This is a genomic window from Streptomyces sp. NPDC059224 (genome assembly GCF_042754285.1).
Lineage (GTDB): Bacteria > Actinomycetota > Actinomycetes > Streptomycetales > Streptomycetaceae > Streptomyces.
Genome location: NZ_JBHZAN010000012.1, coordinates 145,097 through 163,739, shown reverse-complemented (window position 1 = coordinate 163,739; position 18,643 = coordinate 145,097). Strand labels below are relative to the sequence as shown.

The window sequence follows — 18,643 nt, the reverse complement described above, 5'->3', positions numbered from 1 at the left end:
AGCCCGTCACGCGGTGAGAGGTGTCACCGGGAGCGACGGGTGGGGTTTTCCCCAGGGTGGCCCGGGCGGCGAACTCCATGGCATTGCGTCCCGGCACACGGCACGCTGGCGCATATGACCGCACCTGTTACCCGTTCCCGCGGCAGCCTGGCCGACAGCGGCGAAGACCGCGACCGGCTGCCGCCCGTCCGCTTCGCCTACGACGGTCACACCTGGAAGGAGATCGCGCACCTCCTGCTGAACCTGCCGGTGTCGGTGTTCGGCTTCGTCTACGTGTTCGCGACGGTGTGGGTGAGCGGCGTGCTGACGATCACGGTGGTCGGCATCCCGATGCTCGCCGCCACGCTGCTGGGCGCCCGGCAGCTGGGGAAACTGGAGCGGGCACGCGCGCGTGCGCTGCTCGGGGTGCGGGTGGAGGAGCCGACTCCGCTGCCGTGGGCCAAGCGGGGCGGCGGCACTCAGCGGCTGTGGATGGCGCTGAAGGATCCGGTGGGCTGGCGGACCCTGCTGTACGACTTCATCCGGCTGCCCTGGGGCATCCTCACCTTCTGCACGGTGCTGACGTCGTTGTTCGTGCTGTGGCCGGTGCTGCCGTTCATCGCGCGCGGGCTGGCGAACGCGGACCGGGCGATGGTCCGCGGTCTGCTGTCGCCCTCCGACGAGCTGGAGCGCCGGATCGCCGAACTGGAGTCGGACCGGGGGGTCGTGGTGGACACGGCCGCCGCCGACCTGCGGCGCATCGAGCGGGACCTGCACGACGGCGCGCAGGCCCGCCTCGTCAACCTCGCCATGGGGCTCGGGCTGGCCAAGGAGAAGCTCCTGGAGGATCCCGACGGGGCTGCGGCGATGGTCGAGGAGGCGCACGGCGAGGTGAAACTGGCCCTGCAGGAGCTCAGGGACCTCGCCCGGGGCATCCACCCGGCGGTGCTGACCGACCGGGGGCTGGACGCGGCGCTCTCCTCGGTCGCCTCGCGCTGCACGGTTCCGGTGCAGGTGACCGCCGATCTGCCGTCCAGACCGGCCCCCGCGATCGAGGGCATCGCCTACTTCACCGTCTCCGAGCTGCTGCAGAACGTCAGCAAGCACAGTCGGGCACGCGCTGCCTCGGTCGACGTGTGGCGCAGCGACGACCGGCTGCTGATCCAGGTGAGGGACGACGGCCAGGGCGGCGCGAGCCTGGACGGCGGCACCGGGATGCGCGGGCTCGCGGACCGGCTGGGGGCGGTGGACGGCCTGTTCGTCGTCGACTCGCCGGCCGGTGGTCCCACGACGGTCACCGCGGAGCTGCCCTGGCGCGACCGGGGGTAGGGAAAACCCCCCGTCCAAGACGGAGACGGTCTCCATGGTGCGGGGACCCGCGGTCGCAGCAGGGTGGAGGTACGGCAGGGACAGGCCTGACGGGACGAGCTGGAACAGCTGGAACAGACAGCACAGGACGGACGGGACGGCACCGATGGCCACGGAGTACCGGCACGGGCAGGGATACGGGTACGGGTACGGGCAGGACCACGAGTCCGGCTACGACCCCTACGGCGAGCGCCGGCATCGGATGCCGGCCGTGCTGCGGGCGCCGTTCGAGGCACGCAGCTGGCGCGAGTTCGCCTATGTGCTGCTGGGCCTGCCGATCGGCGTCGTGCTGTTCGTGTGGACCGTGACGATGCTGTCCCTCGGTGTCGGTCTGCTGGTGACCTTCATCGGGATCCCCTTGCTGGCCGCGGCCCTGGCCGGCTGCCGGGGCTTCGGGGCGCTGGAACGGGCGCGGGCGCGCGGGCTGCTGCGGCTCGAGGTGGCCGACCCGGAACCGTTGCGGATGCGCAAGCCCGGGGTGATGGCGTGGATCGGCGCGGTACTGAAGAGCGGCACGTCCTGGCGTCATCTGCTGTACGCGGTCCTGCAGTTCCCCTGGTCGGTGTTCTCCTTCGTCGTCGCGCTCAACTTCTGGGCGTACGGCTGGGCTCTGCTGACGTACCCGCTGTGGTTCTGGGTCTTCCCGGTGTACGCCGGTCAGGGCGGTCTTCAGCTGTACGGCGACGCCCATCACAGCGTCTACCTCGACAACCCGTTCGAGATCACCGTGACCGCGCTGGTGGGGCTGCTCTTCACGCTGGCCACGCCGTGGATCGTACGGGCGCTGACCCTGGTGGACCGGCTGATGGTGCACGGGCTGCTCGGACCCTCGAAGCTGGCGTCGCGGGTGGTGGAGCTGGAGTCCGACCGGGGGGTGGTCGTCGACACGGCCGCGGCCGACCTGCGGCGCATCGAGCGGGATCTGCACGACGGGGCGCAGGCCCGGCTGGTGGCGCTGGCCATGGATCTGGGGCTGGCGAAGGAGAAGCTGCAGGAGGACCCGCAGGTCGCCGCGCGGATGGTGGACGAGGCGCACGGCGAGGTGAAGACCGCGCTGCAGGAGCTGCGGGACCTGGCCCGGGGGATCCATCCCGCGGTGCTCACCGACCGGGGGCTGGACGCGGCGCTGTCGGCGGTTGCCTCGCGGTGCACGGTGCCGGTGCGGGTGGAGGTCGACCTGGCGGAGCGGCCGGCGGCGGCGATCGAGGGGATCGCGTACTTCACCGTGTCCGAGCTGCTGCAGAACATCAGCAAGCACGCACGGGCCGCCACCGCGGCGGTGGATGTGTGGCGGAGTGAGGACCGGTTGATGTTGCAGGTCGTGGACGACGGGGTGGGCGGCGCGGACACGGCGAAGGGGTCGGGGCTGGCGGGCCTGGCCGAGCGGCTGGACGCGGTCGACGGGATCCTGGTCGTGGATTCGCCCGTGGGCGGGCCGACACGGGTGACGGCGGAGCTGCCCTGGCGAGGCTGAGGTCACCGTTTCCGCCCCGCCACCCTCGCTCGTCCCTTCACCGGAGAGCACCGGGGAGCACCGGGAAGCACCGGGGAGCCGCCAGAGACCCCCGGGGACATCGGGGGGCACCAGGGGCATCGGCGGGGGCGGGGACCCGTTCGGCCCATGTCCCTGAGGCCACGCTCCCGGGACCTCACCCGGCGCCCCCGCTCCGGCCCGGCCGGTCTCCGGCCGGACCCCGGAAGGGCTGGAAAGGGGGTGTCCCCCGTGCGCCGGGCCGCCGAATTGGCTCGTCTCCTGCCATGACCGCACCGCACCGCGCCCCGAATGCTGGAATGCTGGTCTTTCGGACAGGGCAGCATGTACGCCGGACGGGGTGTGGGGGGCCGGAAGATCGTGGAGGACAGGGTGCGGGTGGTCATCGCCGAGGATTCCGTGCTGCTCAGAGAGGGGCTGACCCGGCTGTTGACCGACCGCGGACACGATGTCGTCGCGGGCGTCGGCGACGCGGACGCGCTGGTGAAGACCATCGCCGATCTCCACACGCAGGGCGCGATGCCGGACGTGGTGGTGGCGGACGTACGGATGCCGCCGACGCACACCGACGAGGGTGTGCGCGCCGCCGTACGGCTACGGAAGGCGCACCCGGAGCTCGGGGTGCTGGTGCTGTCGCAGTACGTGGAGGAGCGCTACGCCACCGAACTGCTGGCCGGTTCCAGCCGGGGCGTGGGCTACCTGCTGAAGGACCGGGTGGCCGAGGTCAGGGAGTTCGTGGACGCGGTCGTGCGGGTCGCCGGGGGCGGTACGGCGCTCGACCCCGAGGTGGTCGCGCAGCTGCTCGGGCGCAGCCGCAAGCAGGACGTGCTGGCCGGCCTGACCCCGCGCGAGCGGGAGGTGCTGGGCCTGATGGCCGAGGGCCGGACGAACTCGGCGATCGCCCGGCAGCTGGTCGTGAGCGACGGAGCCGTCGAGAAGCACGTCAGCAACATCTTCCTCAAACTGGGGCTCTCCCAGAGCGACGGGGACCACCGGCGCGTTCTGGCCGTCCTGACCTATCTGAACTCCTGACGGGACCGGCATCGTGTCGGAGCCGGAAGGCGGCCGGGGGGAGAGAAAATCATGACAAGTCAGGGCGACAGGTCGTCTCATGAAGCCGTCCATCATGTGAGCCGGGACGGGAAGGCGACCCTAACCGACGTAGGGTTGATTTCGGGATGGTCAGTGGGACGGCCGCCCCCGGACAGCCGCCTCGAAGGAGGTCCAGTTCAGTGACCAGCCAGGTCAGCAGGACAACGGAACAGGCCGACGGAACCGTCGTGGGAGAACAGCGCAGGCCGGGCGGCGTGAAGGCCGTCCGGCGCCTCGACCGGGTGATCATCCGGTTCGCGGGGGACTCGGGTGACGGTATGCAGCTCACCGGTGACCGGTTCACATCGGAAACCGCGTCCTTCGGCAACGATCTCTCGACCCTCCCGAACTTCCCCGCCGAGATCCGTGCCCCGGCAGGCACCCTGCCCGGGGTCTCCTCATTCCAGTTGCACTTCGCCGACCACGACATCCTCACCCCCGGGGACGCGCCGAACGTGCTGGTCGCGATGAACCCGGCCGCCCTGAAGGCCAACATCGGGGACCTGCCGCGCGGCGCGGAGATCATCGTCAACACGGACGAGTTCACCAAACGGGCGATGCAGAAGATCGGATACGACGACTCCCCGCTGGAGGACGGCTCACTGGACGGCTACAGCCTCCATCCGGTGCCGCTGACCACCCTGACGGTGGAAGCACTCAAAGAATTCGACCTCACCCGCAAAGAGGCCGAGCGCAGCAAGAACATGTTCGCACTCGGCCTCTTGTCATGGATGTACCACCGGCCCACCGAGGGCACGGAGCGGTTCCTCAAGCAGAAGTTCGCGCGCAATCCCGAGGTCATGAACGCCAACCTGGCGGCCTTCCGGGCGGGCTGGAACTTCGGCGAGACGACCGAGGACTTCGCGGTCTCCTACGAGATCGCCCCGGCGACCACCGCGTTCCCGGTGGGCACCTACCGCAACATCTCCGGGAACCTGGCCCTGGCCTACGGCCTGGTGACCGCCTCCCGCCAGGCCGACCTGCCGCTCTTCCTCGGCTCGTATCCGATCACCCCGGCCTCCGACATCCTGCACGAGCTGTCGAAGCACAAGAACTTCGGTGTGCGGACCTTCCAGGCCGAGGACGAGATCGCCGGGATCGGCGCGGCACTCGGCGCGGCCTTCGGTGGCTCGCTCGCCGTGACGACCACCTCGGGCCCGGGCGTCGCGCTGAAGGCGGAGACGGTCGGACTCGCGGTGTCGCTGGAGCTGCCGCTGCTGGTGGTGGACATCCAGCGCGGTGGGCCGTCCACCGGCCTGCCGACCAAGACCGAGCAGGCGGACCTGCTCCAGGCGATGTACGGCCGCAACGGCGAGGCGCCGGTCCCGGTGATCGCCCCCCGCACCCCCGCCGACTGCTTCGACGCCGCACTGGAAGCTGCCAGGATCGCGCTGACGTACAGAACCCCGGTCATGCTGCTGTCCGACGGCTACCTGGCCAACGGCAGCGAGCCCTGGCGCATCCCGGAGCTGACGGAACTCCCCGACCTGCGTGTCCAGTTCGCCCAGGGCCCCAACCACACCCTCGACGACGGCACCGAGGTCTTCTGGCCGTACAAACGCGACCCGAAGACCCTCGCCCGCCCGTGGGCGATCCCGGGCACACCCGGTCTCGAACACCGTATCGGCGGCATCGAGAAGCAGGACGGCACGGGCAACATCTCCTACGACCCCGCCAACCACGACTTCATGGTCCGCACCCGGCAGGCCAAGATCGACGGCATCGACGTCCCGGACCTCGAGGTCGACGACCCGGACGGCGCGCGCACCCTGGTGCTGGGCTGGGGCTCGACCTACGGGCCGATCACGGCCGCGGTCCGGCGGCTGCGCCGGGCCGGCGAGGCGATCGCCCAGGCGCACCTGCGCCACCTCAACCCCTTCCCGCGCAACCTGGGCGCGGTCCTGGGGCGGTACGACAAGGTGGTGATCCCCGAGATGAACCTCGGTCAGCTCGCCACCCTCATCCGGGCGAAGTACCTGGTGGACGCGCATTCGTACAACCAGGTCAACGGCATGCCGTTCAAGGCCGAGCAGCTCGCCGAGGCGCTCAAGGAGGCCATCCATGACTGACACCGCCGACGGACTGCTCCAGCTCGTCCCCAAGGCCGAGGCCAGGCAGTCCATGAAGGACTTCAAGTCCGACCAGGAGGTGCGCTGGTGCCCGGGCTGCGGTGACTACGCGATCCTGGCGGCCGTGCAGGGGTTCATGCCGGAACTCGGGCTGGCGAAGGAGAACATCGTCTTCGTCTCCGGCATCGGCTGCTCCTCCCGCTTCCCGTACTACATGAACACCTACGGGATGCACTCCATCCACGGCCGGGCCCCCGCGATCGCCACCGGACTCGCCGCCTCCCGCCGTGACCTGAGCGTCTGGGTCGTCACCGGCGACGGCGACGCGCTCTCCATCGGCGGCAACCACCTCATCCACGCCCTGCGCCGCAACGTCAACCTGAAGATCCTCCTCTTCAACAACCGCATCTACGGGTTGACGAAGGGCCAGTACTCACCGACCTCCGAGGTCGGGAAAATCACGAAGTCGACACCGATGGGGTCCCTGGACGCCCCGTTCAACCCGGTGTCCCTCGCGATCGGCGCCGAGGCCTCCTTCGTGGCCCGCACCATCGACTCCGACCGCAAGCACCTCACCGACGTGCTGCGCCAGGCCGCCGCCCACCCCGGCACGGCCCTGATCGAGATCTACCAGAACTGCAACATCTTCAACGACGGCGCCTTCGACACCCTCAAGGACAAGCAGTCCGCGGAGGAGGCGGTGATCCGCCTGGAGCAGGGACAGCCCATCCGGTTCGGCACGGACCTCGCTCGCGGAGTCGTCCGCGACCGGCTGACCGGCGACCTGACGGTGGTCGACGTGACCCCGGACAACGAGTCCGAGATCCTCGTCCACGACGCCCGTTCCCCCTCGCCCACCACGGCCTTCGCCCTCTCCCGGCTGGCCGACCCGGACACCCTGGACCACACGCCCATCGGCGTGTTCCGTTCGGTGGAACGACCGGTCTACGACGTCCAGATGTCCGAGCAGCTGGACACGGCGGTGGAGCAGCACGGCAAGGGCGACCTCGCGGCGCTGCTGGCCGGCGGCGACACCTGGACGGTGGTGGGCTGACACCCGGTCGGCACGAACGGTACGGACGGCGCGACCGCAGGACGGCAGGTGCGAGTGGGGCCGGACATCATGTCCGGCCCCGCGTCGCGTTCAGGCGCGCGTCACGTCCAGCGGCGCACGGCGTCCGGGGGCGCGTGGCCCTCACGCGCGTTTCGCCTCGTCGTACGCCGCCCGGGCGCGGGTCACGTCCGCCATCCGGCGCTCGGTCCACAGCGCCAGGTCGCGTACCTGCAGGGCTGCCTCGCGGCCCAGGCCGGTGAGGGAGTAGTCGACCCGGGGCGGGATGACGGGCTTGGCGTCCCGGTGGACGAGGCCGTCCCGTTCCAGGGTCTGGAGGGTCTGGGTGAGCATCTTCTCGCTGACCCGGCCGATGGCTCGGCGCAGTTCGCTGAAGCGGTGGGGGCGGTCGAGGAGCTCGATCAGGACCAGGACCCCCCAGCGGCTGGTGACGTGCTCCAGCACCAGCCGGTAAGGGCACATCTCCTCACCGACGACGTACTTGCCGGCCCCCGTCGCGGGGGCGTCCCTGCGGTGCTCGGCCTCCGAGGTACTTACGGTCATGCCCGTACCTTACTTCAAAGTGGGTACTTTCCAGCGGTTAGCGCACCTCCTAGGGTTAGTGACATCGGAACCCCACAAGGAGATCGCAGACCATGAGCATCGTTGTCACCGGAGCCACCGGACACCTCGGCCGTCACGTCGTGACCCAGCTCCTGGAGAAGGTGCCGGCCGAGCAGATCACCGCCGTCGTGCGCGACGAGGCCAAGGCCGCCGACTTCGCCGCCCGGGGCGTCACCCTCGCCGTCGCCGACTACAACTCGCCCGAGACGTTCGACGCCCTCTTCGCCGCCGGCGACAAGGTGCTGCTGATCTCGGGCAACGAGTTCGACAAGGGCCGCCCGCAGCAGCACAAGGTCGTCATCGACGCCGCCAGGGCGGCCGGCGTGGCGCTCCTCGCGTACACCAGCGCCCCGGGCAGCCTGACGGCCTCACTGGTGGACGACCACCGCGCCACCGAGGAGCTGCTGTTCGCCTCCGGCCTGCCCTACACCCTGCTGCGCAACGGCTGGTACCACGAGAACTACACCGAGAACCTCGCGCCGGTGCTGGAGCACAACGCCGTCGTCGCGGCCGCCGGTGACGGCCGGGTCTCCTCGGCCTCCCGCGCGGACTACGCGGCCGCGGCCGTCGCCGTGCTGACCGGTGAGGGCCACGAGAACCAGACGTACGAGCTGGGCGGCGACGTCGCCTGGAGCTTCGCGGAGTACGCGGCGGAGATCGCACGGCAGTCCGGCAGGGAGATCGCCTACAACCCCGTGCCCGGCGAGACGCTCCAGTCCATCCTGACGGGCGCGGGGGTGCCGGAGATGTTCGCCGCCGTCCTGGCCGACGTCGACGCGTCGATCGCCAAGGGTGAACTGGTCGTCGACTCCGGCGACCTCTCCCGCCTGGCCGGCCGCCCCACCACCCCGATCTCCGAGGCCGTCGCGGACGCGCTGAAGTAGGCCCCGGTCCCGGCAGGCCCCGGAAGACCTGCGGGGCCCGTGGTCCCCGTGACGCCCGCACCCCCGCCTGTCATGACCGTATGCCGATACGGCCATGACAGACGGGGGTGCTCGGCGCTACCTTCGTCCCGGTGTGCTGGAGCGGGGCGTGAGGGCGTAAGGAGGGCCGGTGGCCGAGATATCGAGGGGTGAGCGGCGGGCAGGGCTGGTGAACGGCTTCGCCGCCTACGGGATGTGGGGCCTGGTCCCGCTCTTCTGGCCGCTGCTCAAGCCCGCCGGATCCCTGGAGATCCTGGCTCACCGGATGGCGTGGTCCCTGGTCTTCGTCGCCGTCTCGCTGGCCTTGGTAAGGCGTTGGGCATGGGCCGGCGAACTGCTGCGGCAGCCGCGCCGGCTGGCGCTGGTGACGGTCGCCGCCGCCGTGATCACCGTCAACTGGGGCGTCTACATCTGGGCCGTGAACGCCGGGCACGTCGTCGAGGCCTCGCTCGGGTACTTCATCAACCCGCTGGTGACCATCGCGATGGGCGTGCTGCTGCTGAAGGAGCGGCTGCGGCCCGCGCAGTGGACGGCGGTCGGCGTCGGTCTCGCCGCCGTGGTCGTCCTGACCGTGGGCTACGGGCAGCCGCCGTGGATCTCGCTCGTCCTGGCCTTCTCCTTCGCGACCTACGGACTCGTCAAGAAGAAGGTCAACCTCGGCGGTGTCGAGTCACTCGCGGCCGAGACGGCGATCCAGTTCCTGCCCGCGCTCGGCTATCTGCTGTGGCTGGCCGCGCACGGCGAGTCCAGCTTCGTCAACGACGGTCCCGGACACGCCGCCCTGCTGGCCTCCACCGGCATCGTCACCGCGCTCCCGCTGGTCTGCTTCGGCGCCGCCGCGATCCGCGTCCCGCTCTCCACCCTCGGTCTGCTGCAGTACCTGGCGCCGGTCTTCCAGTTCCTGCTCGGCATCCTCTACTTCCACGAGGCGATGCCCGCCGAACGCTGGGCCGGTTTCGCCCTGGTGTGGGTCGCGCTCGCCCTGCTCACCTGGGACGCGCTGCGCACCGCCCACCGGTCCGCGCGTGCGCTCGCGGCGGCGTCCGTACCACGGCCGGTGCCGGCGGTCGCGGAGACTCCTACAAGTCAGGTGTGAGGCGTACGGCCGTCGGCTATAAGTGGGCGCCATGACGCAGACGCCCGCACCCCTGCACTGGAAGCTCGTCGTCGACGCCCGCGACCCGCACGCACAGGCCGACTTCTGGGCCGCCGCGCTGCACTATCTGGCCGAGGACAACAGCGCGCTCGTCGAACGCCTTCTGGAACAGGGCGCGTTGCCCGGCGCGGCGACCGTGGAGTACCACGGCCGTGCCGCCTTCCGTGACCTGGTGGGCGTACGGCATCCGGACGATCCGTTCGACCAGGAGCGCGGGACGGGGCTGGGACGGCGGCTGCTGTTCCAGCGGGTGCCGGAAGGGAAGTCCGGCAAGAACCGGCTCCACATCGACCTGCACGGCGAGGCGGGCGAGCGGGCGCAGGAAGTGGCGCGGCTCGAGGCACTGGGCGCGACGGTGCTGCGCCATGTGTCCGAGCCGGCCGGGGAGTGGACGGTGATGGCCGACCCGGAGGGCAACGAGTTCTGCGTGCAGTGACCGGCCGGCGCTCAGGCGTTCCCGGCCGCGCGGCGGGCTCGTTCGGTGAGGCGGGCCATCCGGGCGCGGGCGGACTCCAGTTCCTCCGGGTCGTCGGCGGCCGGGCCGTCCTCGGTGGTGAGCTGCGCCCACAGGTCGATCAGGTCGCGGCCGAGGCGCAGCCCGTGCTCCGGGTCCCGTACCGCGCGCCAGGCGGTGGCCGCGCTGCGCACGTTCCCGTACGCCCCCTCGCCGTCCCGGGCCTGCCGGTGCTGCCGTGCGAGGTCGAGGGAGAGGTGGAAGGCGCGCAGCGGATCGCCCGCCAGGTAGGCGATGTAGGCGGTCAGCTCGCGCAGGTGCAGGACCTCGCTGTGAGCGTCGCCGAGGGTCGCGGAGGCCTCGGCGACGGTGCGCTCCGCGAGTTCGGCCGCCGCTTCGATACGGCCCGCGCGGACGGCCTCGTTGATCCGCGACACCGGCTCGGTGAGCAGCGCGGCTCCCTCCGCGGTCACGGTCACCGGCTCGTCCCCGAGCACCTCCTCGGCGACGGCGTCGAAGCCGCGGGCGGGGGTGTGCCTGGGATCGGGGTCGAAGACGCGGGCGGCCGCCGGTTCGACGAGCGGTTCGGGGCGGGCTTCGGCAAGGCGCTCCGGGAGGGGCTCGTCGCGAGGGGCCGCCGGGGACGCCCACCGAGGCCCGGTGGCGGCCGGAGCGGATACGAGGGCGGGTGCGGGAGCGGTTACGGCGGCAGGGGCCGGCCCTGCGTCCATGACGGGCGGCGGCCCGAACACTCCGGTCGGCGGCTGGACCGTGCCCGGCGCGGGCGGCGCTGCCACCGGCGGAGCCGGGACCGACCGCAGCTGTCGGGCGGGGCCCACGTCCGTGGCAGCCGCACGCCCGGACGGCATCTGCGCGACCTGCGGCTCCGTGGCCCGCGCCCGCGCGACCTGCGCCCGGGTGACCTGCGCCTCCGCAGTCCGCGGTGCGTCGACGGCGTGCAGGGGATGCGCCGGCCCGTCCCGGCGGGGCTGCTGCGCGGGCTGTGCGGGGACGGGCGCGTTCGGCGTACCGGGCACGGCCATGCGCACCGGATCGCCGGTGAAGCTGCTGGAGCCGTCCAGGTTCACCTGGAGGCGGACGACGTAGCCGATGCGGCTGTCGTGGACGGTGGCGAGGGCAGGACGGCCGGTGGCGTGGGCGAGGCGCTGGAGGTGGTTGAGGACCGCCTGCTGGGGCTCTTCGCCGGGCGCCGGGAACAGCGGTACGCCGTCCACGGTCGCGGCGCCGCCCGTCACGCGGACCTCGACCGGTTCCGCCGACCGGTCGGTCTGCTGAGCTTCCCGCTTCGACTCGCGGCTGAGTCCGGACATCGGCCCTCATTCCCCCGGCGTCACCGTCCGGTCGTACCCGTGCGTACGGTCAAGTCTGGCCGGTCCCCTCGGCCCACGCGTCACCGCGACGTCACAGCCTCGCATCAGGAAGGGGTCCACCGGTGTCCCGGCGCCGCGGCGTCCCGGTGTCCGGTGCAGCAGGCCCCCTGGCCAATTTACATGCGTACACATAAGATGCAGACACCTTTATTCCTCGCGCGCCGCTCACCTGGGGGGATCTCGTGACTCGCCGCTTCCTGTTCGTGCTGGGCAGCTCCCGTCCCGACGGCAACACCGAACTCCTGGCCCGCCGGGCCGCCGAACAGCTGCCCGAGGACGTCGAGCAGCAGTGGATCAGCCTGGCCGACCATCCGCTGCCGGACTTCGTGGATCTGCGACGCGACGCCGACCACGTACGGGCGCCCGCCGACACCACCACCGGTCTGCTGCTCGACGCCACGCTGGCCGCGACCGACATCGTGATCGCCTCGCCGGTGTACTGGTACTCGGTGTCCGGCCTCACCAAGCGCTACCTGGACTACTGGTCGGGCTGGCTGCGCACCCCGGGCCTCGACTTCAAGGCGACCCTGGCGGGCCGCACCCTGTGGGGGGTGGCGGCGCTGGCGGACGACGAACCCTCCGTCGCGGACCCGTACGCCGGGATGCTCGGCAATTCGGCCGCCTACCTGGGCATGCGTTTCGGCGGGGTGCTGCTCGGCAACGGCAGCGCGCGAGGCGATGTCCTCAAGGACACCGAGGCGCTGGCGCGGGCCGAGGAGTTCTTCGCCGGGGAGGCGCCCCTGGCCCGCTTCGCGGTGGCCGAGGCCTCCGCCGCCGTTACGCCGTGATGTCCTTCGTGGTGAACCGTGCCCAGGCCGCCGACCCGAACACGGCCACGTACAGGGCCTGCAGCTCCAGGTTCCTGATCAGGTCGTCCCAGTAGACGGGGTCGCGCACCAGATCGGCGAAGGACAGCCAGTAGTGCGAGAAGAAGTACGGCTGGAGCGCGTGCAGCTGGGGGATCTGGTCGAGGATCTGAACGGTGATCAGCAGGCCGACGGTGGTCGCCATCGCCGCGATGCCGCTGCTGGTCAGCGTGGAGACGAACAGGCCCAGCGCCGCTATGCCGGTCAGGGAGGCGGCCACCACCAGGGCGATCAGCAGGGCCCGGCCGAGCCCTTCGGCGAACGAGATCTGGGTGCCGGAGATGGTGGTCAGAGCGCCGAGCGGAAAGAGGAGCGCGCCGACGGCGAGGGCGGAGGCGGCCACCACCAGGGTCGCCAGCAGGCAGAAGGCCATCGTCGTCGCGTACTTGGTGAGCAGCAGACGGGTGCGGCCGGCCGGCGCGACCAGCAGATAGCGCAGGGTGCCCGCGTTGGCCTCGCCGGCGACCGCGTCCCCGGCCACCACCCCGACGGCCATCGGCAGGAAGAACGGGAGGGTCGCGGCCAGTGCCGTGAACACCAGGAACAGTCCGTTGTTGGTGATCTGCGCGATGAAGGCCGGGCCGCCGCCCCCGCCCCCACTCGTCCGGCCGTCGCCCTGCGTCTCGATCTTGACGGCGATCCCGATCAGGACCGGTACGGCCGCCAGTACGCCGAGCAGTGCGAGGGTGCGCCAGCGTCGCAGGGTCACGGCCAGCTCGCTGCGGAGCAGACCGAGGGTCCACAGCGGATTCGGCCGTGCGGCCGGTCCGCCGGCCGGTCCGTCCACGACCGCCCCGTCAGCCCGCGACATCGAAGCCCTCCCCGGTCAGCGCCACGAACGCGTCCTCCAGTGAGGCCCGTTCGAGTGTGAAACCGCGTACGCGCACCTCCGCCGCGACGAGCGCGGCGTTGATCTCGGCAAGGTCCCGCTCGGGCGGCTCGCCGGTGACCCGGTCCTCGGTGGTGACGACGTCCACGACGCCCTGTTCCTTCAGCACCCGGGCCGCCTCGCCGGCGTCCGGGGTGGTCACCACGAGCCGGCCGCGCGCCCCTGCCGCCAGATCGGCCACCGCGCCCTGGGTGATCAGCCTGCCCTGCGCCATCACGGCCGCGTGCGTGCAGACCTGCTCGATCTCGTCGAGGAGGTGGGAGGAGAGGAAGACGGTCGTGCCGTCCCCGGCGAGCTCCCGCACCAGGGAACGGATCTCCCGCATGCCCTGCGGGTCGAGGCCGTTGGTCGGCTCGTCCAGGACCAGCAGCTTACGGGGCTGGAGGAGCGCGGCGGCCAGTCCCAGCCGCTGCTTCATGCCCAGGGAGTAGGCCTTCGTCTTCTTCGCGGCCGCCGCCGTCAGGCCCACCCGGTCCAGCGCGGTCTGGACGCGGGTACGCCGGGTGCGCGGGTCGGCGGTCGGGTCGGCGGCGTCGTACCGCAGCAGGTTGTCGCGGCCGGAGAGGAAGCCGTACAGCGCCGGACCCTCGATGAGGGCCCCGACCTGCGGCAGTACGACGCGGGAGGCGCGCGGCATCGGGCGGCCCAGGACCCGGGCCGTGCCCGAGGTGGGTGTGATCAGGCCCATCAGCATGCGGATGGTGGTGGTCTTGCCGGAGCCGTTCGGCCCGAGGAAGCCGAAGACGCTGCCCGCCGGGACGGTCAGGTCGAGACCGTCCACGGCGAGCTGTCCGCCGCGGTAGCGCTTGGTGAGGCCGCGGGTGTCGATGACGCCCGCGGGAGCAGGGTCGCCTCGCCCCGGACCGTCCTGCCCCTGGTCCTCCGGCTCCCGCTCGGTGGCGGACGGTCGGTCCATCGGCTCCCTCGATTCGTCGTGCGGCACAGGCAGGGGGCAGTGGGCGCGGTGGGGGGACCCGTCCCGTCCCTGTTACCCCGCGTTCGCCGCCTTCACCAGGGCCGCCTTGTCCACCGCGCCGACGTACACCTTGCCGTCGTCCGTGATCAGGGCGTTGATCAGCCGGGTGGAGAAGACCGTGCCCTTGCCGAACTTGCCGGAGACCGGGTCGCCGAGCGAGCCGAGGAAGCCGCCCAGGTCACCGCCGCCGGAAGCGGAGCCGCTGGGCAGTCCGCCCTTGTCGCCGGAGTCGATGACGGCTATGGCGTTCCAGCCCTCGCCGAGGACGTCGAAGCCGTTCTTGCCGAGCTCCTGCGGAGCGCTCTGGCCGGGCGTGCTCCGGCCGGGCGCCCTGGTGATCCCGTCGCCCTTGTCGCCCTTCTGCGCCTCGGTCACCTTGGCGCCCTTGGGCGGGGTGAAATCGAAGGTCGAGGCGGCCGGTTCGGAGAAGCTGACCTGGGTGTAGCCGGCGTCGACCACGGCCGCGCCGCCGCTCGACGGCGTGAGGGTGAACTTCAGCGGGGTACCGGTCCTGGCGTCCACCGCGATGCTGATCGCGCCGACCGTCGTACCGGACTGCTTCGGCTTGATGACCAGCCGGTAGGCGTCACGACCGGCGACCTGGGCGGTACCGTCGACCTTCACCGAGGTGGTGTCGTCGACCGACTTGAGGACCTCGTCGGCGAAGTCCTTGGGCGTGGCCGGGGTTTCGTGCCGGTCGGCCTTGCCGGAGCCGGCGGCGGTGGAGTGGTAGACCTCGTTGGACTTGCTGTCGTAGCCCCACACGTCCGTGCCGTTGTGGATGAGGCTGTACTCGGCGCCGCTCTCCAGCAGCGACACCTTCTGCTTCTCGGGGCCGTCGGCGGCCACGCGCAGCGTGTGCGTGCCGGACGCCAGCTCGGTGAGCTTGGCCGACGGGTCGGCGGACGAACCGTCGCCGCCGCCCTGGGCCGCGCCGGACAGCAGGCCGCTCTCCAGACCGCCGAGGTCGGGCAGGCCGAGGTCGGTGCTGATCTTCACGGTGCCGGACAGCTGCTGCACGTCCGACTTGGCGATCTTGTTGATGAGTTCCTGCGCGGTGATCTTCGGCAGGTCGGGGTCGCCGGAGTCGGCGAGCGCCGGGACCAGACCGATCGTGGCAGCGGCCACTCCCACGACCGCGACCGGGACGACGTATCGCGCGGCCTTGCGCCGCCGCTCGGCGCGCAGCTCGTCGTCGGCCTGCGCGGCCCCCGTGCTGTCCTCGGTTTCGTTCGGTGCCATGTGTGCCTTACCTCCGTCGTCGGCGGCGGCTGTGCTCGCACGTGTCCCACCCTGAGCCGCCATTCTCACCCGAAACGGTGAGTGGTGGTGATTTCCGTGGTTTCCATCTCACCAAATCCGGGCCTCTCAAGCGTCAGACCCGGGAGCCAACTCCGCGTACGACTGCGGTATGACACAAGGGCGCAGGCGCCTGCCCCGACCCGTAGGGGTCGTGCGGCGGAGGCGCCTGCGGTCGCTTTCTGTCACGTGTTCCGTTCGGTCAGTGCTGTCGCACGAACACGTAGTCGGCCTGGTAGGGGACCCCCACGACGGCACCCGGAGTGCAGGAGCCGGCCGGGGCGACGCCGCCGACGGTGTTCAGGCGCAGGACCTCGCCGGTGCGGGCGAGCAGCCCGTGCTTCTTGCCCGACTGCGCGGCCTTGAGGTCCAGCTCGGGCACGTTGCCGTCGCCGTTCGGCGTCCTGGTCAGGACCGTCCCGGTGACCGCGCTGCCGTCGGGCGCTACCCACTGCGGGGTGCCGGAGCCGGGGGCGACGAAGGAGTGCCGGATTCCGCCGCCGAGCCTGGCACTGACGTCCCGCTGGGCGAAGGCGTGGCCGCCCTCGGCCGCCTTGCACTCGTAGATCTGCTTGCCGGTGACGACGGAGGCCTGCAGGCCGCCGCCCTTGAGGTCGGTGACGGTGGTGACCGCGTGCAGCTGGCCGCGGACCGCCCCGCCAGGGAAGTCGGCGGTGTGCAGGTTGGCGTAGAAACCCCCGGGATCGGTGGTGAGCCCCTTCAGCAGGGTCTTGTCGGCGACCTTGACGCTGCCGGTGACGGTGTGACCCTTGGCCTTCTTCAGCAACCTTCCGAAGCCGATCCTCACACCGCCGTTGGTGCCCCTGGCGCCCTGGTGGATGTGCAGGTCGGTCGGCCTGCCGGTACCGCGCCAGGTCACGGCGACGGTCACCTTGTCCCCCTTGACCTGGATGAACTCCAGCGCGACGCCGTCCTTGTCCCCGACGGCTGCCCCACCGGCGACGGGCATCTCGTTGCCACCGCGCAGGCTGGCGACGAGGACGACGGAGCCGGTGGAGCCGTGACGGGCGGAACTGTGGCTGGTGGCGGCGTACGCCGGGACGGCGGCACCGCCGAGTGCGGACACGGCGACGGCGGCGGCGACGAGGGTCCTGCGACGCGTTGCGTTGATGACCATGATTCCGTTTTCTCCCCCTAGGTCAGCCGACGCCCCCTGCGTCGGCTTCTGGGGAGAGGTACGGAACTGATCTCAGACTGGACTCAGTCCAGCAATGTGACCTGCGCCACAGAACCGGGGGTCACCCCGCCCGGTGCACCACCGCGTCACACAGCTCCAGCAGCGTCACCTTCGCGTCGCACTCCACCAGCGGCGCCAGGGCGGCCCTGGCCTCCTCCGCGTACCGGACGGTGTCCCGGCGCGCCTGCTCCAGCGCCGGGTGCGCCCGCAGGGCCGCCAGGGCCTCCGCGTGCCGAACGTCGTCCGTGAGGTCGGAGTCCAGCAGCTCGCACAGCGCGATGTCGTCGGGCAGCCCGAGCCGCGCCGCCCGCTCCCGCAGCCGCAGCACCGGAAGCGTGGGGACGCCCTCGCGGAGGTCGGTCCCCGGGGTCTTGCCGGACTCGTGGGAGTCGGAGGCGATGTCCAGGACGTCGTCGGCGAGCTGGAAGGCGACACCGAGGCGTTCGCCGTACTGGGTGAGGACGTCCACGACCGTCTCGTCGGCACCGGACATCATCGCGCCGAAACGGCAGGAGACCGCCACCAGCGAGCCGGTCTTGCCGCCGAGCACGTCGAGGTAGTGGTCGACGGGGTCACGCCCGTCCGAAGGACCCGCCGTCTCCAGGATCTGACCCGTCACCAACCGCTCGAACGCGAGGGCCTGGACCCGCACCGCCTCGGGTCCGAGGTCGGCGAGGATCTGCGAGGCGCGCGCGAAGAGGAAGTCACCGGTGAGGACGGCGACCGAGTTGCCCCAGCGGGTGTTGGCACTGTCGACACCACGCCGCACGGCCGCCTCGTCCATGACGTCGTCGTGGTAGAGCGTGGCGAGATGGGTCAGCTCGACGACCACCGCCGACGGCACGACGCCCGGCGCGTACGGGTCACCGAACTGCGCGGCCAGCATCACCAGCAGGGGCCGGAACCGCTTCCCGCCGGCCCGCACGAGGTGCTGCGCGGCTTCCGTGATGAACGGGACCTCACTTTTGGTGGCTTCTAGCAAGCCCTCCTCGACAGCCGTCAATCCGGCCTGGACATCGGCTTCCAGAGCCTGGTCCCGCACGCTCAGCCCGAACGGCCCGACGGTCACGAGGGGTCTCCTGTCTGCTGGTGTCCACTGGCGGTTACATGGTTTGTCGATAGGTCGCTGCCATCACTCAAGTCAGCGTATCCGGTCAGGTTTCGATCACCGAGGGCGCCCACCGTTACACCTCGGGCACTATCGGATCACGACCGGTATGTTCTTGATCAGCTGATACGACCTGACATGCAATGACTTAACAGGATGTGCTGGTGCTTGTCCCGAACCAGGGGGCGAGCCGTGTCCCGGACCGGGTCCTGAACCGGATCCCGGACCAGCACCGACACCGGGTCCGGCCGCGGATCGTCCCGCAGACCTCCGTCCGTGGACGGTCGCGCCACCTCCTGCCGACGTCACCTGCCCGGAGGTACCCCTTCCGCGGTCCGCCGCGTTCCGATCCACCCCCGTATGCCCCCTCCTCCACGAGATCAGACATGCGCGATCAGACATGCGCGCGGGCGCGCGTGGGGCCCGGTCCCGGCCGGCGCGGTGCGGGCGGACTCACGACCCGCGAGCAGCCGACGGCGCGGCCTCGGCACGGACGAGGGCGTGAACACGGTCGGGGGCTCCCGCGGTCGGCACCCCTCGGGACGCGTCCCCCTCGGGACGAGGACCCGCGCGCCCGGGCCGCTCATGACGCTCGCCGCGACCCCCAATCCCCGGACGGCCGCCAGGACAACGACGCGCGACGGGGCGGAGGTTCCGCTCTCACGGAGGACACACGCGCATGGACGATCGCTCGGCCGCCGTCGAGTC

Annotated in this window: 16 protein-coding genes; 9 read left to right on the top strand and 7 right to left on the bottom strand. The window is 71.3% G+C overall.

All coding sequences use genetic code 11. The features are described from left to right. Positions 1-114 precede the first annotated feature (114 nt). The 5 genes from ACFXI4_RS15130 (at position 115) to ACFXI4_RS15110 (ending at position 7,054) form a co-directional block, all read left to right on the top strand. On the top strand, positions 115-1,308 hold the full coding sequence (locus ACFXI4_RS15130; RefSeq protein ID WP_362717477.1) for a sensor domain-containing protein: 1,194 nt from the start codon (positions 115-117) through the stop codon (positions 1,306-1,308). A gap of 145 nt (positions 1,309-1,453) precedes the next feature. Next, entirely contained in the window at positions 1,454-2,821 is a 1,368-nt protein-coding gene (locus ACFXI4_RS15125; RefSeq protein ID WP_362717480.1) for a sensor domain-containing protein, read from the top strand. 342 nt (positions 2,822-3,163) lie between these two features. Continuing rightward, a complete protein-coding gene (locus tag ACFXI4_RS15120) occupies positions 3,164-3,871 on the top strand; it encodes a LuxR C-terminal-related transcriptional regulator (protein ID WP_384990590.1) in 708 nt (235 codons plus the stop codon). A 200-nt stretch (positions 3,872-4,071) separates the two neighbouring features. Further along, positions 4,072-6,000, top strand: coding sequence for a 2-oxoacid:acceptor oxidoreductase subunit alpha (locus ACFXI4_RS15115; protein WP_384990587.1), 1,929 nt, complete (start codon positions 4,072-4,074; stop codon positions 5,998-6,000). Continuing rightward, positions 5,993-7,054, top strand: a complete 1,062-nt coding sequence (locus ACFXI4_RS15110) for a 2-oxoacid:ferredoxin oxidoreductase subunit beta (protein WP_384990585.1) — start codon at positions 5,993-5,995, stop codon at positions 7,052-7,054. The genes ACFXI4_RS15115 and ACFXI4_RS15110 overlap by 8 nt, the downstream gene beginning before the upstream one ends. 141 nt (positions 7,055-7,195) lie before the next feature. Here the strand turns inward: ACFXI4_RS15110 and ACFXI4_RS15105 are convergent, their stop codons facing one another. Further along, a complete protein-coding gene (locus ACFXI4_RS15105) occupies positions 7,196-7,534 on the bottom strand; it encodes a winged helix-turn-helix transcriptional regulator (protein ID WP_384990718.1) in 339 nt (112 codons plus the stop codon). A gap of 173 nt (positions 7,535-7,707) precedes the next feature. On the opposite strand from ACFXI4_RS15105, the gene ACFXI4_RS15100 reads away from it, so the two are divergent. The 3 genes from ACFXI4_RS15100 (at position 7,708) to ACFXI4_RS15090 (ending at position 10,190) form a co-directional block, all read left to right on the top strand. Then, entirely contained in the window at positions 7,708-8,559 is an 852-nt protein-coding gene (locus ACFXI4_RS15100; RefSeq protein ID WP_384990582.1) for an SDR family oxidoreductase, read from the top strand. A 169-nt stretch (positions 8,560-8,728) separates the two neighbouring features. Next, positions 8,729-9,694, top strand: coding sequence for an EamA family transporter RarD (gene rarD / locus ACFXI4_RS15095; RefSeq protein ID WP_384990580.1), 966 nt, complete (start codon positions 8,729-8,731; stop codon positions 9,692-9,694). A 31-nt stretch (positions 9,695-9,725) separates the two neighbouring features. Then, positions 9,726-10,190 carry a VOC family protein gene (locus tag ACFXI4_RS15090; protein ID WP_362717498.1) on the top strand — a complete coding sequence of 155 codons (465 nt, stop codon included), beginning with the start codon at positions 9,726-9,728 and terminating at the stop codon, positions 10,188-10,190. An 11-nt stretch (positions 10,191-10,201) separates the two neighbouring features. Here the strand turns inward: ACFXI4_RS15090 and ACFXI4_RS15085 are convergent, their stop codons facing one another. After that, the gene (locus ACFXI4_RS15085) at positions 10,202-11,539 is read right to left on the bottom strand and encodes a tetratricopeptide repeat protein (protein WP_384990577.1); all 1,338 of its coding nucleotides are present in this window, start codon (positions 11,537-11,539) and stop codon (positions 10,202-10,204) included. 242 nt (positions 11,540-11,781) lie between these two features. On the opposite strand from ACFXI4_RS15085, the gene ACFXI4_RS15080 reads away from it, so the two are divergent. Beyond that, positions 11,782-12,387: a flavodoxin family protein gene (locus tag ACFXI4_RS15080; RefSeq protein ID WP_384990574.1), complete on the top strand. Its 606-nt coding sequence runs from the start codon at positions 11,782-11,784 to the stop codon at positions 12,385-12,387. On the opposite strand, the gene ACFXI4_RS15075 is transcribed toward ACFXI4_RS15080, so the two are convergent. The 5 genes from ACFXI4_RS15075 to ACFXI4_RS15055 form a co-directional block, all read right to left on the bottom strand. Further along, positions 12,377-13,276 carry an ABC transporter permease gene (locus ACFXI4_RS15075; protein ID WP_384990572.1) on the bottom strand — a complete coding sequence of 300 codons (900 nt, stop codon included), beginning with the start codon at positions 13,274-13,276 and terminating at the stop codon, positions 12,377-12,379. The two genes, ACFXI4_RS15080 and ACFXI4_RS15075, sit on opposite strands and share 11 nt — an antisense overlap. Further along, entirely contained in the window at positions 13,263-14,270 is a 1,008-nt protein-coding gene (locus ACFXI4_RS15070; protein ID WP_384990569.1) for an ABC transporter ATP-binding protein, read from the bottom strand. The genes ACFXI4_RS15075 and ACFXI4_RS15070 overlap by 14 nt, the downstream gene beginning before the upstream one ends. A gap of 72 nt (positions 14,271-14,342) precedes the next feature. Then, positions 14,343-15,572 (bottom strand): outer membrane lipoprotein carrier protein LolA, encoded by a 1,230-nt coding sequence (locus ACFXI4_RS15065; RefSeq protein WP_384990566.1) that lies wholly within the window; start codon positions 15,570-15,572, stop codon positions 14,343-14,345. Between the two features lie 259 nt (positions 15,573-15,831). After that, entirely contained in the window at positions 15,832-16,767 is a 936-nt protein-coding gene (locus tag ACFXI4_RS15060; RefSeq protein ID WP_384990563.1) for a CHRD domain-containing protein, read from the bottom strand. A gap of 121 nt (positions 16,768-16,888) precedes the next feature. After that, positions 16,889-17,947, bottom strand: a complete 1,059-nt coding sequence (locus ACFXI4_RS15055; RefSeq protein WP_384990715.1) for a polyprenyl synthetase family protein — start codon at positions 17,945-17,947, stop codon at positions 16,889-16,891. Positions 17,948-18,643: the final 696 nt, after the last annotated feature.